The organism is Sphingobium aromaticiconvertens (assembly GCF_037154075.1).
GTDB classification, from domain to species: domain Bacteria; phylum Pseudomonadota; class Alphaproteobacteria; order Sphingomonadales; family Sphingomonadaceae; genus Sphingobium; species Sphingobium aromaticiconvertens.
Map to the genome: position 1 here is coordinate 1,357,715 of NZ_JBANRJ010000001.1, position 18,642 is coordinate 1,376,356.

At 61.8% G+C, this 18,642-nt stretch carries 16 protein-coding genes and 2 pseudogenes; 12 read left to right on the top strand and 6 right to left on the bottom strand.

Annotation, left to right across the window (positions count from 1 at the left end; all coding sequences use genetic code 11):
* The first annotated feature begins 108 nt into the window (after nucleotides 1-108).
* Complete coding sequence (locus tag WFR25_RS06460; RefSeq protein WP_086486101.1) at nucleotides 109-1,137, top strand: hypothetical protein; 1,029 nt, start codon at nucleotides 109-111, stop codon at nucleotides 1,135-1,137.
* A gap of 203 nt (nucleotides 1,138-1,340) precedes the next feature.
* Here the strand turns inward: WFR25_RS06460 and WFR25_RS06465 are convergent, their stop codons facing one another.
* From WFR25_RS06465 to WFR25_RS26580, 4 genes and pseudogenes are all read right to left on the bottom strand, one after another.
* Nucleotides 1,341-3,350 carry an ATP-binding protein gene (locus tag WFR25_RS06465; protein WP_086486102.1) on the bottom strand — a complete coding sequence of 670 codons (2,010 nt, stop codon included), beginning with the start codon at nucleotides 3,348-3,350 and terminating at the stop codon, nucleotides 1,341-1,343.
* On the bottom strand, nucleotides 3,340-4,650 hold the full coding sequence (locus WFR25_RS06470) for an SIR2 family protein (RefSeq protein WP_254908123.1): 1,311 nt from the start codon (nucleotides 4,648-4,650) through the stop codon (nucleotides 3,340-3,342). Before WFR25_RS06470 ends, WFR25_RS06465 begins: the two co-directional genes overlap by 11 nt.
* Nucleotides 4,651-5,134: 484 nt before the next feature.
* Nucleotides 5,135-6,178: an ArsO family NAD(P)H-dependent flavin-containing monooxygenase gene (locus tag WFR25_RS06475; RefSeq protein ID WP_086486408.1), complete on the bottom strand. Its 1,044-nt coding sequence runs from the start codon at nucleotides 6,176-6,178 to the stop codon at nucleotides 5,135-5,137.
* Nucleotides 6,179-6,288: 110 nt separating this feature from the next.
* Nucleotides 6,289-7,874: pseudogene (locus WFR25_RS26580) on the bottom strand (alkaline phosphatase family protein).
* A 53-nt stretch (nucleotides 7,875-7,927) separates the two neighbouring features.
* Between WFR25_RS26580 and WFR25_RS06490 the strand changes: the two are divergent.
* The 10 genes and pseudogenes from WFR25_RS06490 (at nucleotide 7,928) to WFR25_RS06535 (ending at nucleotide 16,230) form a co-directional block, all read left to right on the top strand.
* Nucleotides 7,928-8,281: an ArsR/SmtB family transcription factor gene (locus tag WFR25_RS06490; protein WP_086486409.1), complete on the top strand. Its 354-nt coding sequence runs from the start codon at nucleotides 7,928-7,930 to the stop codon at nucleotides 8,279-8,281.
* Complete coding sequence (locus WFR25_RS06495) at nucleotides 8,278-8,799, top strand: arsenate reductase ArsC (RefSeq protein WP_086486105.1); 522 nt, start codon at nucleotides 8,278-8,280, stop codon at nucleotides 8,797-8,799. The genes WFR25_RS06490 and WFR25_RS06495 overlap by 4 nt, the downstream gene beginning before the upstream one ends.
* Complete coding sequence (gene arsC, locus WFR25_RS06500) at nucleotides 8,796-9,230, top strand: arsenate reductase (glutaredoxin) (protein WP_086486106.1); 435 nt, start codon at nucleotides 8,796-8,798, stop codon at nucleotides 9,228-9,230. Before WFR25_RS06495 ends, arsC begins: the two co-directional genes overlap by 4 nt.
* Before the next feature lie 3 nt (nucleotides 9,231-9,233).
* Nucleotides 9,234-9,770 (top strand): GNAT family N-acetyltransferase, encoded by a 537-nt coding sequence (locus WFR25_RS06505; RefSeq protein WP_086486107.1) that lies wholly within the window; start codon nucleotides 9,234-9,236, stop codon nucleotides 9,768-9,770.
* Entirely contained in the window at nucleotides 9,767-10,837 is a 1,071-nt protein-coding gene (gene arsB, locus WFR25_RS06510; RefSeq protein ID WP_086486108.1) for an ACR3 family arsenite efflux transporter, read from the top strand. The genes WFR25_RS06505 and arsB overlap by 4 nt, the downstream gene beginning before the upstream one ends.
* 2 nt (nucleotides 10,838-10,839) lie before the next feature.
* Nucleotides 10,840-11,619 (top strand): annotated as a pseudogene (gene arsH / locus WFR25_RS06515) (arsenical resistance protein ArsH).
* Between the two features lie 305 nt (nucleotides 11,620-11,924).
* Nucleotides 11,925-12,356: a MarR family winged helix-turn-helix transcriptional regulator gene (locus WFR25_RS06520; protein ID WP_333974823.1), complete on the top strand. Its 432-nt coding sequence runs from the start codon at nucleotides 11,925-11,927 to the stop codon at nucleotides 12,354-12,356.
* A 72-nt stretch (nucleotides 12,357-12,428) separates the two neighbouring features.
* Entirely contained in the window at nucleotides 12,429-12,938 is a 510-nt protein-coding gene (locus tag WFR25_RS06525) for a 2Fe-2S iron-sulfur cluster-binding protein (protein ID WP_333974822.1), read from the top strand.
* Entirely contained in the window at nucleotides 12,935-13,921 is a 987-nt protein-coding gene (locus WFR25_RS06530) for an FAD binding domain-containing protein (protein ID WP_333974820.1), read from the top strand. The genes WFR25_RS06525 and WFR25_RS06530 overlap by 4 nt, the downstream gene beginning before the upstream one ends.
* Nucleotides 13,918-16,230, top strand: coding sequence for a xanthine dehydrogenase family protein molybdopterin-binding subunit (locus WFR25_RS06535; RefSeq protein WP_333974819.1), 2,313 nt, complete (start codon nucleotides 13,918-13,920; stop codon nucleotides 16,228-16,230). The genes WFR25_RS06530 and WFR25_RS06535 overlap by 4 nt, the downstream gene beginning before the upstream one ends.
* Before the next feature lie 104 nt (nucleotides 16,231-16,334).
* Here WFR25_RS06535 and WFR25_RS06540 read toward each other — a convergent pair whose 3' ends face one another.
* Entirely contained in the window at nucleotides 16,335-17,075 is a 741-nt protein-coding gene (locus WFR25_RS06540; protein ID WP_336969653.1) for a prenyltransferase/squalene oxidase repeat-containing protein, read from the bottom strand.
* 147 nt (nucleotides 17,076-17,222) lie between these two features.
* On the opposite strand from WFR25_RS06540, the gene WFR25_RS06545 reads away from it, so the two are divergent.
* Nucleotides 17,223-18,283, top strand: a protein-coding gene (locus WFR25_RS06545) for an IS630 family transposase (protein WP_419723124.1) whose coding sequence is annotated in 2 segments (ribosomal slippage) — nucleotides 17,223-17,741 and nucleotides 17,744-18,283 — 1,059 coding nt in all. Because the reading frame shifts where the segments join, the coding sequence is not laid out codon by codon here.
* On the opposite strand, the gene WFR25_RS06550 is transcribed toward WFR25_RS06545, so the two are convergent.
* Complete coding sequence (locus WFR25_RS06550) at nucleotides 18,280-18,594, bottom strand: hypothetical protein (protein ID WP_336969654.1); 315 nt, start codon at nucleotides 18,592-18,594, stop codon at nucleotides 18,280-18,282. The genes WFR25_RS06545 and WFR25_RS06550 overlap by 4 nt on opposite strands.
* Nucleotides 18,595-18,642: the final 48 nt, after the last annotated feature.

The following is an 18,642-nucleotide window of genomic DNA, read 5'->3' on the forward strand; positions in this document are numbered from 1 at the left end:
CGAAAAGTTCGGAAAGCTCTTCTATGGTCGCGGATGTCGGGATGTGCCGTACTTGTATCGTTGCGATAGCATCACGATCTTTACTGCTCTGCAAGAGGACCACGGATCATGACCGAAATCGACTGGGACAATCTGCCGCCGACGACAATCCCAACCGATCTGGGACTCACTGTGAAAGGGTTCGAAAACGAGGAGGGCGCGCGCGAACTCGGTCATGCGGTGCTCGATGCCATTAGGCTGTTTGGCCGCTTCATGAACCTGTCGACGCTTGATGGGGTCACGGTTGCGATCGACTATGATCAAGCCCTAGCCGATCTCGACCGCGGCCTGCCTGGGCTAAGGCCGCTTACCCGCTCGAACACCGCCGAGATGCAGGGCGTCGCGATGTCGCCGGCGGTGATGCGCGACGGTCAGGTCAAAACACACCTCGTCTTTAACGCCCAGATGGTCGCAGGCCTTACAGCCGACATCGCGGCCGAGGAAGACAAAGCGGCGGCCATCGGAATCATCGCGCATGAATGCGCGCACGTGCAGGTCACGGCCCAGAAAGAGGCGGCAATCCCCGAGGCGCGCTTCGGTACTCGGATCGAAGGCTATGAGCGTTCGGTGATGTTCCAGATCGCCGAGGTCTGCTGGGACGAATATGCCGCCTGCCGAATGTCGGCGCTCTTCAATCGCCAGCAGACCCGATACCATGGCGAGTCTATGATCGGGACCGTCGCGATCGCCCGTGACCGCGCCAATGCGGCTATCAAGGCTTATCGCACCCACGCTGATATTGACCAGCTTGTTGGCGAAGCAGGTCCCGCGCTGGTCCAACCGATCAAGATCGGCGCCTATCTGCTGGGCGGGATGGACGGGGAAGGCTTTGACTGGACCGATGTCCCAGGCATAAGGGCGGCGATCGTCAATGCTGGCTATGACGATTTGATCGACGAGCTTCACGCCATCCTGCGAGAGCTTTGGGACAGCCAAGGCGCATGGGACCCGAGCATCGCTACGTTCGAACCGCTTATCGATTTCGCCCATGAGGTGTTCGCCGATGGTGGGCTTATCTTCCACACCGAAGATGACGGGCGCTGTCATATCGACGTGCCCTTCTCGTCGGAAACGATGCCGAACGCGTTTTACCATTGATCAGCTGTATCGCGGCGAAACCGCGTCCCCTCGTCAGCGCGCGGTATTGGCGGTGTGAAACCTTTGCGCAGTGAACACTACTATCTTCGGTTGACTGAGAAAAAGGATGTTGGACAGCAGCATCAGGCCTCTCAATTCGCACGGCGAGGGCGTGTGTTCGCCTGGCCCGCACCATCGACTGATGGGCTAAAGCCGGCCCTCGGTCACGCGAGAGGGTTGTCATCCTCCTCGGCGACAAGATTTCCCGGTGCGAAATTCAGCGCGATACCTGGCGTTCTACCGGCTTCATGGAACCATAGGCTGACGATCTTCGCGTCGTCGCTCGCTGGAAGGGGTTTCGCACTGCGAACCTTGAATGTCGTAGGCAGGTTCACCGCGTTCCCGAACACAAGCGCATGCTGCTTGGGCAGCGTCGGTAGACGCCGGAGGACGCCCTCGGAAATCGACGGGGACATCTGGCGGATCTGCGACAGATCGTCCGGATTCTGGATGCGGTGCACCACGAAGTTGGAGCACTGTGAAAGGACGGTCTTCGACAGCTCGCTCGGGCGTTGCGATGCCACGATCAGGAAGAGACCGTACTTCCTTCCCTCCTTGGCTATGCGGTCGAAGATCCGCCCGGCGTCCAGCGCATAGCGCGACGGTGTCGCGGAAATGTATCGATGCGCCTCCTCTAGCAGCAGGTGGACTGGAAAGCGGTTACGCGGCTCCGCCTGCCGCAGAAGGCGAAACACCATCCGCGCGGCGATCGCGCTCACCAGTTCGACGACCTCGTCTTCGACGGCATTCATGTCGATAATTATAATCTGGGAAGTCTTGGCGCTCGCGCCCTGGACGGAAGCGAGGCCCAGCAGCCTTCCCAGAAACGGCCCCGTCTCCTTGGAATCTTCCGCTGCCGAATGACGAAGAAACGCATAGTCCTGGCGTTCGAGCAGGGCCTTATATCGCGTAACCATTTGCGAGCAATAGTCGCGGATCTGCCGATTCCCGTGTGCCTCTTCATAGAGCAAAGCGAGATCGATCGCCTCGCCCAGCGTGTCGAAGTCGAATGGCCGGTTCGAATAGTCAGGTAGCCTGAAGTCGTTGATGACGTATCCGCCCTGGCCATCGTCACCCGACAGATAGGCGAACGCGCCATCCACATCATTCATGTTGCCATAGTGGACGTGGATCATGGCGCCGATGGTGGCAGAGTTGATCTCGTCCGTGCGGAACCGTTGGAGGATTCCCAATATCCGGGTCTCTTTCGCACCCGGTGGACTCTCGTCGGAAAGGATGCCGGCCACACACTTGGCGAGGATGTGGTTGCGGATCTTGGTCAGCTGCTGGCCGGCGCCGCCGTCGAACAGGGTGGCCAGTCCCAAGGCCATACGAAGGATCGGCACCTGCGTGCGCTCGCTGGCCTGGAGCAGCAGCTCCCATTCTGACAGGTCGAGGAACCAGTGCGGAATTCGGAACCGGCCAGGGTCGGCCGTGCCGTCGAGAATGAGACGGTCGACCCCGATCACTCCGGCCTTCCTGATGTCCTCAAATGCCTGATGGTACTCGCCGTTGACGTCGAGCACGACGAACGTTGCGCCACGGGCGTGATGCTCGGCTGGCTTCGTGAAAAGCTCCTGCAGGATCGACGCTACCGTACACGACTTGCCGCTGCCCGTGTTCCCCAGCACGGCGGCATGCCCCCCGAAGAGGTCGTCTATCCGCGCCTTGACCTGATAGCCGTCGAAAACCACAGACTTGCCGATTTCGAGAATGCGCAGGCGTGTCGCATCGTGGGGAACGCAGGGCCCCTCATCGGGGCCGGCAGAGGGTTCCGACGCCGGGTTGGTGTCGAATATCCGATCCAGCTCATGATCCAGCGCGTAGAGCGCATCTGCGTAGAGGGAAGGAAAAACTGATACGCCGAACCTGAACCGCCCCCCTTCGATGGGCAGCATGCCGACCGGCACCACGTCGAGGAACTTGGCGGACGCCGCCTTGTCGATGTCTCCACCCGACCCGGCATCCTTCTCGCGCAGGCCGACGATCTCCGCGACGACATACTCGGCCTGCGCCGGTATCATCACGAACGATCCTAGCCGCGCGACGTAATGAAGGTCGTCGAAGCCCACCACGGTGAAGCTGTCTGTCCCACCGCGCATCTCGATGACGAACTTGTCGGCCGAAACCGCGACGACCGAGCCGATCGCCCGCCGGCGATCGTCAGTCGCCATCGGTCGCGTCCTGCGCCGAGCCGGTGCCTTTGGCCATCTTCTGAAGGACCAGCTTCACGGCGTCGTCTATCCGGTCGGACGGCTGACGTGGAAGGAGGTGTTGCACGATCGTGGAAAAGTAATGAGCTGGCGCACCGTCCTTCGGGCCTGGTCCGCCGATGATCCATATCCGCGGATCGCCTAGGGCGCGCAACTTGGCGATATCGCCTTCCGATTCGGGGTCGGCGAAAATGATCAGCCTGAAGGTTGGGACGGTCAGGGCCTGATATATGATATTGTTGATGTGCTCGTCGCCGAATGCGAATCCCATCGTGATGAGAACGCTCTGCTCGCGTACGATGCGCGACTGGAATTCCCTGAACAGATCCGAATAAGGTGAACCGAGGCTCGAGTTCTGCTTCGAAGGTGTCGGAAAGATCATCACCTTCGACGGCTCGCTCTGCGGCCACAGCTCCCGGATGGGGAAGAGACCGTGATCGTCCTCGGTCCAGCTGATCGAACCGTGCAGCTTGCACAGATAGACGAAGCCGTCGACCGCCGACCACTTCCTGTTGGTGATGTCGAGCTGCTCCGCCATCGCGTATCTGAAGGTGGACGGGTTGAACCGGCGCTCGACCACGCCCGAGAAGCCGTTGGCATATGGCAGACCCAGACGGTCCATCGCTCGCTCGTTGAACAGGTCGTAGTTCGTGGAGAATATCCACGGTCGTGGGAGTGATCGGTCGCGAAGGATCAGCCGCCGATAGAATGACTCGTACGTTCCCAGCACGGAGTCGTCGCCCTTCGAGAACAGGCCTGCGGTGCACCTCTCCCACAGGAAGGCCTGCACCTTCCCGATCATCTTCTCGATCTTGGCGGCCTCCTCCTCGTCGCCATCATCGTCACTGCGCCTCAGCACGAACCGCAGCGCGTGTAGGGTCTCCATCAGGCGTTCGAGGTTGCGTGCATACTCGCCTTCGAGGCTCAAACCGTAGCCGGCAAGGCAGCTTCGCTCCGACGCGTCGAACACCCAAGGCTCGGCACCTTCTGGAGCAGCGCAGAATTCCCTGGCCAATGGCAGCATCGTCGAGATGCCGCGCTCCTTATCATCGACCACCATCGAGGAGCAGCCTGCGCCGAGCAAGAACGCGACGTTCCGTGCACCCAACGCCTCGGCAAGGGCCTTGCGTACCTGATCGGGCCCCTTCTCCCAGTCCAAGTCCTGAGCGGCGTGATCACCTTGTCGAATGAAAGAAAAGCCTGAGGTCGGTGCTGGCGCCGGTGCCAGATTTTCGTCCTGAGTATTTACCGCTTCGCTCACGCGTCATCCCTGATCCAGTTACGATAGCATATCGACACCATTCAGCCGAGTAATACAACCGTTGCGACGGGCGAGGTGGCACAGGATTTTTCTCGACCTCTGACGCTTCGCCTTCGCCCTTCCATTTCACCCTCAATCATTGGGATGATAAACACGGGGCGGCATCGACCAATCGTACGTTCAGTATGGGCAAGGGGTCACCACTGATTGACCGCTGAATGCAACTGCCAGTATTGGGGCACATTGCTATCTGGCGGCTTCGCATTTAGCGGACAGCAAGTTCTAGGAGGAGCTGTCTATCCAAGTCCGAACGTAAACGAGGCATCTTGGTCGACAGCTGCCGGAAAAGCGGAATGTCTGCCGCTGGGAATCGCAAATCTGGCGCCGAGCGACCGGCATGGGTCGCGATCGCAGCCGGGTGACGGCCTACGCTGATATGCATTCAAGGCCGAATTCGCCCTGCTAATGAAACAGTCGCACTCTCTCATTTTCCCGACTGCTCAACCAGCCTTGCCGCCAAATCTCGCGCGGTGCGTGCTGCCCCCATTAATGTCGCCGATCCCGCCCCACTCCAGTCACCATAGCCCGCAAGCCAAAGCCGCGGTTCCCTGATCGATCGTTGCCCGTTTAACAGTACGCGGCCATCTCCCTCGACCACGCCTAGTTCGAAAAGGTGATTCAGCGCGGGCCTGAACCCGGTACACCAGATGATGGCATCGACGGCCATGTCCGATCCGTCCGGCCAGACGATGCCAGTGGGCGTCATCCGGTCAAAAGGCCTTACCGAAGACAAGTCGCCCCGGTCGCGCGCGGCCTTGACCGGCGGAACCATGACGATGTCGCCAATGCCTCCGACCGGCATATCATTTGCGTCGCCCTTCATGCGCGCGACAGCCCGTTCGAACAGCACGCGGCCATCGACGTCATCGGGCAGGAAGATCGGTTCCTGGGTCGTTACCCATAGGGTACGGGCTATCGGGGCAATCTCGGCTATGATCTGCGCGCCGCTGTTGCCGCCGCCGACCACCAGCACGGTCTGACCGGCATAGTCTTCGGGGCCAACATAGTGCGCGGAATGAACCTGACCGCCTTCGAACAACGCGCGTCCGGCTATGTCCGGCACATAGGGATGCGACCATGTGCCGGTCGCGCTGACGACCATCCTCGCCGTCATCTTGCCCTGGTTCGTGGCGATCTCCAGCCCTGCGCCGCCTGGCTCGATCGTCTCCACACGGACAGGTCGGCGGATCGGCAGGTCGTAGCGGTGCTCATAAGCGCGCAGATAGGCGAGCACATCGTCGCGGGTCGGATAGCCTTCATGATGGGGCGGCGGCATCATCCAGCCGGGAAGCGAACTATATCCAGCCGGCGAGAACAGCCGGAGCGAATTCCAGCCATGGCGCCACGCACCGCCAGGCCCGTCTTCGCGATCGAGGATCAGGAAGTCCGCTTTGGCGCGGCGCAAATAATAGCCGAGCGCCAGGCCCATCTGTCCGCCGCCGACGATGATGATGTCATGCCTGTTCAATGCCTGGTCCTGACTCAAGCCGGCAGAAGGGATCGTGCCGGGTCAGTCCTGCATGGGCTATTATGTCACCTGTGACGATAGACGATGGAGGGCGGCGCTAGTTGCGAACGCTATTCGGCGGACGACCCTGCAAGCGCCTCGCGCATGATGTAATAGAGGCTGTGCTGCTCGATCGTGCCCTTGACCAGATGCGCCATCGGCCCTGATGCGCGGGCCAGCACATCGTCGCCACCGTGCGTTTCCGACCCCAGCGGCACCAGCGCCTGCTGGCGATAGTCGAGCGCCGTCGTGTCGGTCTGGAGCGGATCGGCGCGCGGCGTGTCGATCGTTGCGCCCGGACCATTGGCGTAACCCAGCGTCGTATAGCCTTTGCCGTCCTTCGCCTTGAGCGCCTGACCGCCATTGGTCACCGTACCCAGGATCGGGTTGCCGCGACCGGGGTAGCCGCTGATCGCGAAGGTGTGGCTATGGTCCGCGGTTGCCAGCACCAGCGTATCTGTGCGGTCGGTCACCTCCATCGCGACCTTGACTGCCTCGTCCATGGCGATGGTGTCCTCCAGCGCCCGGCGGGCGTTGCCAGCATGATGCGCGTGGTCGATCCGGCCACCTTCCACCAAAAGGACATACCCCTTTTCGCGGCTGCCCAGCATGGTGATTGCCGCACGGGTCATATCCGCCAGCGAGGGCTCTCCGCCGAAGTCCTTCGCGCGATCGGCTTCATATTGCATATGGTCTGGCTCGAAGAGGCCGAGCAGGCGCGAGGTTTTGGCGAAATCGACCTTGGCAAAGGCGTCGCTGTTCCAGACATAGGCGCCACGCGGATTGCGCCGCTGCCATGCTTTGGTCAGGTCTTTCCGATCGGTGCGCTTTCCCTTGGCAGCGGCATATTCGGGGTCGCGACTGGTCGTCGGCAGAAAGTTGGCGCGGCCACCGCCCAGGATGAGGTCGAGCCGTGAACCGACATCGCCTTCGATCATCTGCCGCGCAATGTCGATGCAGCCCTGCGCGCGGGCGTCGGCGGACAGGTCGCCATCGGCTTCCCAGTCGCGCTGGCGGTGTGGGCATAGGTGGCGGCAGGCGTCGCATGGGTGATGCGGGCGGTGGAGATCACGCCTGTCGCCATGCCCTGCACCTGAGCAAAGCCAAACAGTGACGGCAGTTCGTGCGCCTTGCTGCCGGCGCAGTCATTTTCCGCCACTTCGGGGCCGACGCCAATGACGCCATTGCGCGTCTTGACGCCGGTCAGGATCGCCGTGGCGGTTGGTGCCGAGTCCGACACCTGCCCGTCATGGGAGTAGGTCTTGATCAGCGCGGTGTTGGACAGGCGGTCCATGGCGGGGACGAAGGATTCACCATCCACGCCCTGCCGCTGCCCCTGATGGATGCGCGCTGCGGTCAGGGTGCTTACGCCCATGCCGTCGCCGATGAACAGGATGATGTTGCGCGCCTTGCCGATCACCGGTGCATCCGCCTTGATACGCTCCAGTTCAGCCATCGCCTGCGCGCGATAGGCGTCCGTCGTCGTGGCGTGCTGGGCCAGCGCCGGACCTGCGGTGATGAGTAGCGCAACGATAAAAGGGCAAGCGAAACGGCGGGCTGCCAGCATGAAAGGTCTCCTTTGGGAGAAGCTCCTTCCACGCAATGATGACATAAAGACTACAATGATTCGATATTTTTGCGTTTCTCGAAATATCATTGACGGCCGTCTTGTGGGACCATAATTCGACGATGATCGAATCGAGGGTAGCAATGGATCAGGATAAAGCTGTCGCCGCACTTGCCGCGCTGGCGCAGGATACACGGCTTTCGGTGTTCCGCCTGCTGGTGAAGGCCGGTCCCGATGGCATGATTGCGGGCGCGCTTGCGCAGGCAATGGATGTGCCGCCGTCCACCATGTCCCACCATCTGGCCAAGCTGGAGCAGGCCGGACTTGCCACCTCGTGGCGGACGAGCCGTCTCATTCACTATGCTGCGGACTATGCCGGGATGCAGGCGTTGCTCGGCTTTTTGATGGCCGATTGCTGCCAGGGCGATCCCCAGATGTGCGACAGCCTTCTTTCATCCATCCGTTGCGATGCAGTTTCCCAGGGAGCCCCAGCATGACCGACAAGATCTATAACGTCCTGTTCCTGTGCACCGGCAATTCCGCCCGCTCCATTCTGGGCGAAGCGTTGATGAACAAGCTGGGCGAAGGCCGTTTTCGCGCCTGGAGTGCAGGCAGCCAGCCCAAGGGCGAAGTCCACCCCATGGCGCTGTCCGTCCTTTCGGGGCTGGGCTTCGACGTCGAGGGGATGCGCTCCAAAAGCTGGGACGAGTTCGCCGTGCCCGGTGCGCCGCAGTTCGATTTCATCTTCACCGTCTGCGACAATGCGGCAGGCGAGACCTGCCCGGTGTGGATCGGTCATCCGATGACCGCGCATTGGGGCATCGAAGATCCCGCGGCGGTCGAGGGGGATGGGCAGCGCGACGCATTCCTTCAGGCGCTGCGCTTTCTGCAGAACCGCATCGCCCTGTTCCTGGCACTGCCGCTCTCCAGCCTGGATGACATGGCGACACGCCGCAAGCTCAAGGAAATCGGACAGAGCGACGGTGCCAGCACCAAGGCGGGAGCGGACCTATGACACCGGACATCATCATCTATCACAACCCGGAATGCGGTACGTCGCGCAACACGCTGGCTATGATCCGTAACGCGGGTATCGAACCGCATGTCGTGGAATATCTCAAGACGCCGCCATCCCGAGCCATGTTGGAAGGCCTGATTGCGCGTGCCGGGATCGCCCCCCGCGCTCTGCTGCGGGAAAAGGGCACGCCCTTCACAGAGCTGGGGCTGGGCGATGACAGCCTGTCCGACGCCGCGCTGATCGATGCGATGATGGCGCATCCGATCCTCATCAACCGCCCCTTGGTGGTGTCGCCGCTGGGCGTCACACTGTGCCGTCCTTCCGAAGCCGTTCTCGACCTGATCCCGGCAGCCCAGCAAGGCGCCTTTGCCAAGGAGGATGGCGAGCAGGTCGTGGATGCCACTGGTGCCCGCGTGGGCGCGGCCTGAACGATGGCGGCTACCGCTGTCCGTCAGGCAATTCAAGCCGACGCTTCGGCGATTGCCGCCATCTACGCCCATCATGTCCGCCATGGCACGGCCAGTTTCGATACCGTGCCGCGCTCACTGGTCGAAACCGAAGGCAGGATCGCGGAATGTTTTGCGAGAAGCTGGCCCTTTCTGGTCGCTGAGCAGGACGGGCAAGTGGTGGGCTATGCCTATGCTACGCAATTCCGTGACCGCCCTGCTTACGGGTCGACCTGCGAAAACTCGATCTATGTTCATCCCGACCGTCAGGGCCAGGGCATCGGCAAAGCGCTTCTGGGTGCCCTGCTGGGGCAGGCACAGGCGGCCGGATTTCGCCAGATGATCGCCGTCATCGGGGGTGGCGAACCGGCGTCGGTCGCCCTTCATGCCCGCCTCGGCTTCCAGCACGCTGGTCGCATGCACTCGGTGGGGCGCAAGTTCGGTCGCTGGCTCGACACCATCTACATGCAGATTGCGCTGGGTGCCGGAGATTCCGCCCCTCCGCTCAAGGAACCTCAATGACCCAGACCTGTCGTCCGCGCCTGTCGTTCCTCGACCGCTACCTGACCTTGTGGATTTTCCTCGCCATGGCGCTCGGCATCGGCCTGGGTACGAGCGTCGAGGGGCTGCCGCAAGCGATCAACAGCCTGTCCTGGGGCACGACGAACATCCCGATCGCCATCGGCCTTATTCTGATGATGTATCCGCCGCTTGCGCGGGTGCGCTATGAAGAACTGCCGCGCGTGTTCGAGGATAGGCGGGAGCTGGCGATCTCGCTGATCCAGAACTGGATCATCGGGCCGGTGCTGATGTTCGCGCTGGCGGTTCTCTTCCTGCGTGACCAGCCGGAATATATGACGGGTCTGATCCTGATCGGCCTGGCTCGCTGCATCGCCATGGTCATCGTCTGGAACCAGTTGGCCAAGGGCGACAATCAATATGTCGCGGCGCTGGTGGCGTTCAACTCGATCTTCCAGATCCTGTTTTTCAGCGTCTATGCCTGGTTCTTCCTTGCTTTCCTGCCACCACTGTTCGGGCTGGAGGGCAGCGTCATCGACGTCAGTTTCTGGACGATCGCAGAGGCCGTGCTGATCTATCTCGGCGTTCCGTTCCTGGCGGGATATCTGACCCGCAAACTGTTGGTCAGGGCGAAAGGCGATGACTGGTATGAAGGCGTATTCCTGCCAAGGATCGGTCCCGTCACGCTGATCGCCCTGCTGTTTACGATCGTCGCCATGTTCAGCCTGAAGGGCAATGAGATCGTCACGCTGCCCAGCGACGCGATCCGCATCGCCATCCCGCTGACCATCTATTTCGTCGTGCAGTTCACGATCAGCTTCTTCATGGGCAAGCTGATCGCCAGCGATTATCCACGCACCACGGCGGTAGCCTTCACGGCGGCGGGCAATAATTTCGAGCTTGCGATCGCGGTCGCCATCGCCGCGTTCGGCCTTGCCTCCCCCGTGGCCTTTGCCGCGGTGATCGGACCGCTGGTGGAGGTGCCGGTTCTGATCCTGCTGGTCAATGTCGCCTTCTGGTTCGGACGCCGCTGGTTCCCGGATACGGTTCCTGCGAGAGATCGGGCATGACCATGACGGAACAGAATTGGAATGCAGCCGACTTCCGCTATCTTCGCACCCTGACCGATATCGACGCGCTGCCGGCGTTGAACCCGGACTATGCGCATCGCCGTCCGGCGTTCGGCCTTGGCGAACTGGATCCGCCACCCCGTATCCTGCTGCTCTACGGATCGCTGCGGGATCGGTCCTATTCGCGGCTCGTTGTCGAGGAGTCGGCGCGCCTGCTGCACTATTTCGGATGCGAGACGCGCATCTTCGATCCAAGCGACCTGCCGCTGCCCGATCAGGTTGCTGGCGACGATCATCCCGCTGTCCACGAACTGCGTGCCCATTCGCTCTGGTCGGAAGGCCAGGTCTAGTGCAGCCCGGAACGCCATGGCCAGATTACCGGGATCATGAAGGCGCAGGTCGACCATCTGCCGCTGGCCTATAAAGGGTTGCGACCGACACAGGGGCGGACTCTCGCGGTTATGCAGGTGTCGGCGGGATCACAATCGTTCAACAGCATCAATACGCTGCGTGTCCTTGGACGATGGATGCGGATGTTCACGATCCCCAATCAGTCCTCCGTCGCGAAGGCCTATGAGGAGTTCGATGAAGCGGGACGGATGAAGCCGTCGGCCTATTATGATCGTATCGTCGATGTCGTGGAGGAACTTGTCCGCTTCACCGTTTTGCTACGCCCCCATGCCGACCAGCTGGTCGATCGCTATTCGGAACGCAAGGAACGCGACGAACCTATTGTTACGCATGTCGAAAAGGCAGGAATCGCGAAAAATACCGGCGCTTAACTCGGGCAAGCGATCTTCTTAGCTTAGATTGTGCAGAACCCTCCGTCCAACTACCGTTTTGGCTGAAGGTCGAAGCTGGTGGAGCCAGAGCCGATCAAGCGACTGCTACACCTCAAAGTAGGACGGGTAGAATCGAAAAGCGGTCGGACCGCTCCTAGGAAGAGAAAGCTGGACGCTGAGCGTCTGGCATGGGTCGGCTGTGTATGGAACCTCTCGGGACGATATGCTGCTTGCGTCTATCCATCTCGGTCTTCCGGCGCAGGCAGGGCTGGCCAACTGAGGCATTGACGCGATATGCGGGTGCAATGAGCGATCCGACCGAAGAACAACTCGCAGTGCTCGGCACTGCGTTCGAAACCTTTGCAAGAAGATACAAGCTTGCCGACGCCCTGCGGTCCGAGCGGCCGCTCGCCGAGTTGGACAAGGCCGTGTTGCTCTATGTTGCAGAACATGCCGGTTGTGGCCCGACTGACGTCGCGCGCTTCCTCGCCGCGCCCACAACCACCTTGTCCTCCGCGACCGACCGGCTGGTGAGGCGCGGCTTCCTGAAGCGAGAGCGCATCGAAGCCGACCGTCGCGCCGTTGCCCTCACACTGTCCGAGGCCGGCGCGGCCTATGCCGAGGCCCAGGTCAACGCCTATCGGCAAATGTATCTGCTCATGCTTTCCCGACTGTCGCCGCACGAGCGTGATCAGTTCATCGCAATGATTACCAAGATCGTCTACAACGACAGTTGAATAATTCGAATCTCGTTGTATCTTGATCTGGTGCTGGAGGTCAGGCGGCGCACGAGCTTGAGGAGAGACGTCATGGCGATACGGGTAAACGGCGCGGAAGTCTCATTGCCCGAGGACGCCCGGGTGTCGCTGCTCGATTTGCTGCGCGAGCACCTTCACCTCACCGGCACCAAGAAGGGATGCGACCAAGGCGCCTGCGGCGCGTGCACGGTTCTCATTAATGGCAATCGCGTCCTATCCTGCCTCACGCTGGCCGCGCAGGCGGATGGGAGCGACGTTTTGACAATCGAGGGCATCACCGGCGATGCCGGCGATCTGCACATGTTGCAGCAGGCCTTTGTCGAGCATGACGGGCTACAATGCGGCTATTGCACCCCCGGCCAAATCTGCTCGGCGATTGCCATGGCGGAGGAATTACGTCGGGGCGACCCGAGCTATGTGACCCTCGATATCGCTGCAGGGAAGCAAGTTGTGACGCGCGCAGAGATCCGCGAGCGTATGAGCGGCAATCTCTGTCGCTGCGGCGCGCATAACGGGATCGTCGAGGCGATCGAGGCCATGCTGGCGGAGACGGCGGCATGACGCCCTTGACCTATGTCCGTGCGGCGGATCGGGCCGACGCTCTTGCCCGCGTTGAGAGTGGCGCACGGTTTTTGGGCGGCGGGACCAACCTCGTCGATCTTCTGCGGCAGAATGTCGAACAGGCGAGCAACTTGGTGGACGTAAGCCTCTTGGATGGCACCATCCGTGAAACCGACCGCGGCGGGCTGCTGATCGACGCGTCGGTCAAGAACGCCGCCGTTGCTGCCCATCCGCTCGTGCGCTGCCGCTACCCGGTGCTTGCGCGCGCGTTGCTCGCCGGCGCCTCTGCGCAGGTGCGCAACATGGCCACGACCGGCGGCAATATCCTCCAGCGTACGCGCTGCATGTATTTCTACGATGTCGACGGCGCGCGCTGCAACAAGCGGCAGCCGGGCACCGGATGCGACGCGCTCGACGGCTTCAACCGCTATCATGCCATTTTGGGCGCGTCGGACCAGTGCGTCGCGACACATCCTTCCGACATGTGCGTGGCGCTCGCCATGCTCGATGCCTTGGTCCATCTTTCCGGCCCAGCGGGTGAACGGTCGGTGCCGTTGACAGACTTTCATGTCCTGCCCGATGCCGCGCCGCATGTAGAGACCGTGCTGAAACCGGGCGAAATGATCACCGCCGTCGAACTGCCGCCGCCGTCGGACGCGGTGACCCACGCCGAATATCGCAAGGTCCGCGATCGCTCCAGCTACGCCTTCGCGCTGATCTCCGTCGCGGGCGGCCTGGCGCTCGCCGACGGGCGCATCTCCGACGCCCGCCTTGCGCTCGGCGGCGTCGCCGCCAAACCCTGGCGAGCGACGAAGGCAGAGGCGGCGCTGGTCGGGGTCGCGCCGACCCCCGAGGCTTTCCTTGCCGCGATCCGCAAAGAGCTTGTCGGCGCGCGAGCGCTATCCGGCAACGATTTCAAGATCCGCCTCGTCGAACGCACGGTGGTCGCCGTCCTGACCTCTCTTTCAGGAGCGCACGCATGACCAAGCTACAAAATGCCATCGTGGGCGGTGTACGCGCCGTTATCGGCCATGTGCCCGAAAGCTGGCTACCCGGCGGCACGCCCGATCCGCTGATCGATAAGCGCGTGTCGCTCGGCGAGCAGCAGTCGCGGGTCGACGGACCCGACAAGGTGCGCGGGGCGGCGCAGTTCGCCGCCGAAGTGGCGATGGAAAATCTGCTCTACGCCGCCTTCGTCCATTCCACGATCGCTCGGGGCCGCATCGCCGATATCGATGTATCGGCAGCCGAGGCAGCACCTGGCGTCGCGCTGGTCATGACCTATCGCAATGCGCCCAAGATGAGCGTTCCGCCGCCGATCGGCATGACCAACCTCAAGGCTGCGGGCAATCATACATTGCCAATCATGCAGGATCCCGAGATACGCTGGAACGGACAGGTCGTGGCGGTGGTGTTGGCTGAAACGCGCGAGCAGGCAGATCACGCGGCCACCTTGGTCCGCTTGCGCTATGACGCCGCACAGGGACGCACGCGATTCGAGGAAGGGAAGGCCAGCGCCTATACGCCGGAGTCCATGCTGGTCGAACGCAACCGTCTCAAAAAGGGCGGCCCAAGCCGAAAGTTCGCCGAGGCCGCCTTCAAGATCGACACGGTCTATACGACGCCTTGGGAGAGCCATAATCCGATCGAGCCGCATGCCGCGACGATCGTCTGGCGGGACGGCAAGCTGATCGTTCACGACGCGACCCAAATGATCCATGGGACCGCCGGGTCGCTCGCGAAAATATTCGGGCTGAACGCCGGTGATGTCCAGGTAAGCTCGCCCTATGTGGGCGGAGGCTTTGGCGCGAAAGGTCTGTGGGATCACCAGATATTGGGCGCGGCGGCGGCGAAGCTCGCTGACCGGCCTGTGCGCGTCGCCCTCTCACGCGCCAGCATGCACCGGCTGATCGGTGGTCGCATGCAAACAGAGCAGCGGGTAGCGCTGGCCGCGAATGCGGACGGCAAGCTCAATGCGCTATTGCACCATGGCTATGGCGTCAGGCCGCTGCACAGTATCTGCGATGAAGCCTTCACCCTTACCGGCCGCTCGCTCTACGCCAGCGAGAGCTTCGATATCGTCCAGCATTATGTCGACCTTGACCTGCTGGCAAACAGCTTCATGCGCGGGCCCGGCGAGACGCCCGGCACCTTTGCGATCGAATGCGCTATGGATGAACTCGCGCATGCCATCGGCATGGACCCCATAGAGTTGCGCCGGCGCAACGTGGCCACCCGCGATCCGGTTAGCGGCGCGCCGCATTCGCAGAGCGCGATGATGGAGGCTTATGACCTCGGCGCGACACGCATCGGCTGGAATCGTCGTTTGGCGGAGCCAAGCGCGCGGCGCGAGGGCGAGTGGCTGATCGGCATGGGCTGCGCCAGTGGCACCTTTCCGTTCATGCGCATGCCCGGCACGTCCGTGCGCATAACCATTGACGCCAGTGGCAATGCCCAAGTCTCCAGCGCCGCGCACGAAATGGGCATGGGCACGGCGACGGTGCAGCGCCAGCATGCCGCCGATCGGCTAGGCCTTCCGCTTGATCGCGTCACGGTGACGATCGGGGATTCGAGTCTGCCGTTCGCAAGCTTTGCCGGCGGGTCGTCTCAGACCGCCTCATTGGCCGCGGCGATCAGCGCGGCGAGCGCCAAGCTCGTGGCCGAACTCATGCGCATGGCGGGCAATGACACGCCGCTGGCCGGGCTCAAGCCGAGCGAGGTCGAGTTCTCCGACGGCGGGGTCCGCAGCGTCGGGGATCACGCTCGCCAGGAAAGCTTTGCCTCCATCCTTCGCCGCGCCAATCGGAGCGATCTGAGCGTGGTCGGCGAAAGCGGCGCGCCGCTGGAGATCATGAAATATTCGATGCACAGCACGTCGGCGAACTTCTGTGAGTTGCGCGTCAGCGAGGTCACGGGCGAAATTCGCGTGGACCGTCTTGTCGGTGCCTTTGACTGCGGCCGCATCCTCAATGCCAAGACGGCGAGCAGCCAGTTCAAGGGCGGCATGATCATGGGGCTCGGCATGGCCCTCACTGAAGAGACGCTGCTCGACGAGCGTACCGGCCGCATTATGAGCACGTCACTGGCCGACTATCATGTGCCGGTGCATCTGGACGTGCCCGACATTGAGGTGCTGTGGACCGACATACCCGATCCCCGCACGCCGCTCGGCGCGCGCGGGATAGGCGAGATCGGGACGACCGGCGTCGCGGCCGCCATCGCCAACGCCGTCTTCAACGCAACCGGCAAGCGCGTGCGCGATCTGCCCCTAACGCTTGATAAGCTGATCTAGCCCTGGCCGGAATAGCCGTACTTCGAATAGCTGACGGTTAGCAGTTAGGATCAGCAAAATTGTGCATGGACGTCCGATTTGGGTCGACCTATGCCTGCCAATCTCTAACGGCGCATGGCAAGCGCAGCCATGCCGGTCGCTTCGTCGGTCATGAAGAGATAGGCGTCCGTCTCAGGCTTGCGATCTTTGTTGATCGACTTCGCCGTGACAGAGCCGTCCTTGTCCTGATGAGCAGCCAGCCAAGCCTGGGCCCGTTTGAGCGCCACCGCGCTGGTCGGTCCTCCCCCTTCACGCAGAACGACCGCAACAATCGCGGTGGCATATCCGTCGCTCTCCTGCGGCAGGCTGGAGCCGTCGGTCCTCTGCCAGGTCGACAGGCTTGGTAAATTCCATCCGCCGTCTGCTTGCTGGCAAGCGACCAGTTCCGAAATGATGCTGTTCCGCTCATATGCGGCTAATATGCCGCCAAGCTGGCTGTCAGCCCACAGGATGAGTGCGCGGGAATAGAGCGACCCGCCCGTACCGGTTCGTAAATAGGCGCGCAGTGCATCAATCTGCGGAGCAACCGCCGGATCGGCGGCGTACCCGTCCGGCGCACGCGCGACAGCCAGCGCGGCCAACGTCGCCCCCCAATAGGTCGCGGTCGGGGATTCGAAGGGTTCCAGCCGGAAGTTGAGCCAGGTAAAGCCGCCCTTCTGGTCGCCCGCTTTCATCTGCACGCCCCACATGTTGGCGAAGGCCTGTAGCGTGTCGGGTCCAAGGTGGCCGCGTTCCTGATCCCGCGTCGCCAGTATCAGCGCGTTAAGAACGGCTTCGACGCCGCGAGATTCCGCAGATTTAGGCACGCCGCGCGTCTGGTCGGGATAGAAGGGTTCGACTTCATCCCAGAGATAGACGCGCTTAATACCAAGGGGCGCTGGTTCTGACTCACGTTTGAGATTCCCAAGAGGCTGAAATTATGATTCGACATTGCAGGCACAAGGAGGCTTGCGATGGCGGCGGCGATTGGGGTTCGAACTGACTACACATCAACGGATTTGCGTGGCTTTGCCCGACGATGCGGTGATGGGGACCAGGTGCGTCGTTTATTGGCGGTGGCTCTGATCCTGGACGGCGGGAACCGTAGCGATGCAGCGAAGTTTGCCGGGGTGACGCTGCAAATCGTGCGCGACTGGGTCGTGCGGTTCAATGAGGGCGGCCCTGACGGTCTGGCAACGCGCAAGGCCCCCGGACGGACGTCGATCCTGAACGACGAACAGCGCGCCAAGCTTGCCGAAATCGTCGAGACAGGGCCTATCCCGGCGGCGCATGGTGTCGTGCGCTGGCGTCTATGCGATCTGGCGCAGTGGATCCGGGACGAGTTCCAATTGTCGGTCACGCGTCACACGCTTGGAAGAGAGCTTCGCGCGCTGGGGTATCGCAAGATCACGGCGCGGCCCCGCCACCGTGGCCAGAAACCCGATGATATCGCCATTTTTAAAAAGAGTTCGCTGCCTGTCTGGAGCAAATCAAACGAGGCCTCCCGAAAGGCACGCCCCTAGAATTATGGTGGCAAGATGAAGCCCGCATCGGTCAGCAGACCAAGCTCACCCGGCGCTGGGCAAAGCGCGGCACCAGACCCTCAGCGCCAAAAGACCAACGGCGATCATCGGCCTGGCTCTTTGGGGCGATTTGCCCCGCAGAAGGCAAAGCAGCAGGCATCGTCATGCCCAGGTGCAACAGTGAGGCAATGAGTATGCACCTTGACGAAATTGCCTTCCATGTCGCGCCCGGTGCTCATGCCGTGTTGCTTCTCGATCAAGCCGGATGGCACGGCTCTGCAGAACTCGTCGTTCCGCCCAACATCACTCTGATGCCGCTGCCGCCCAGATGCCCTGAGTTGAACCCGGTCGAGAATGTCTGGCAATTTATGCGAGACAACTGGCTCTCAAACCGCATCTTCAATTCTTACGACGATATCGTCGATCACTGCTGCTACGCCTGGAACAAGCTCGCAGAACAGCCTTGGCGCATCATGTCCCTGGGACTACGTCAATGGGCACATGGGTTCTAATCAATGCACATTGGTATAACCACCTCATCGAACATTCCCATCTCATCGACGCTTTGCCTCTGCTTGCCTGACTGGCTTCGTAGCGATGGCATGGCGAGAACATGCGGCAACGACGTGTGGCAGGATACACAGCGGGTGCCGTGATCCCGCTCAGCCTTGGGCCATTGACGCCACCAGGTGAGGCGATTGTCCAGATAGGCGGCTGCTGCGGTGCCATTCCAGGCCGACTTCTTTGTTGGCACGGCGTCTCCACGCGCGACCATCACCGCGGCGAGTAGGAAGGCGGAAGAGATAAGCGGCCAGCGTGTCATGCAGCATTCCTGACGATAAGAGGATAATGATAGGATCAAGGCGCATGA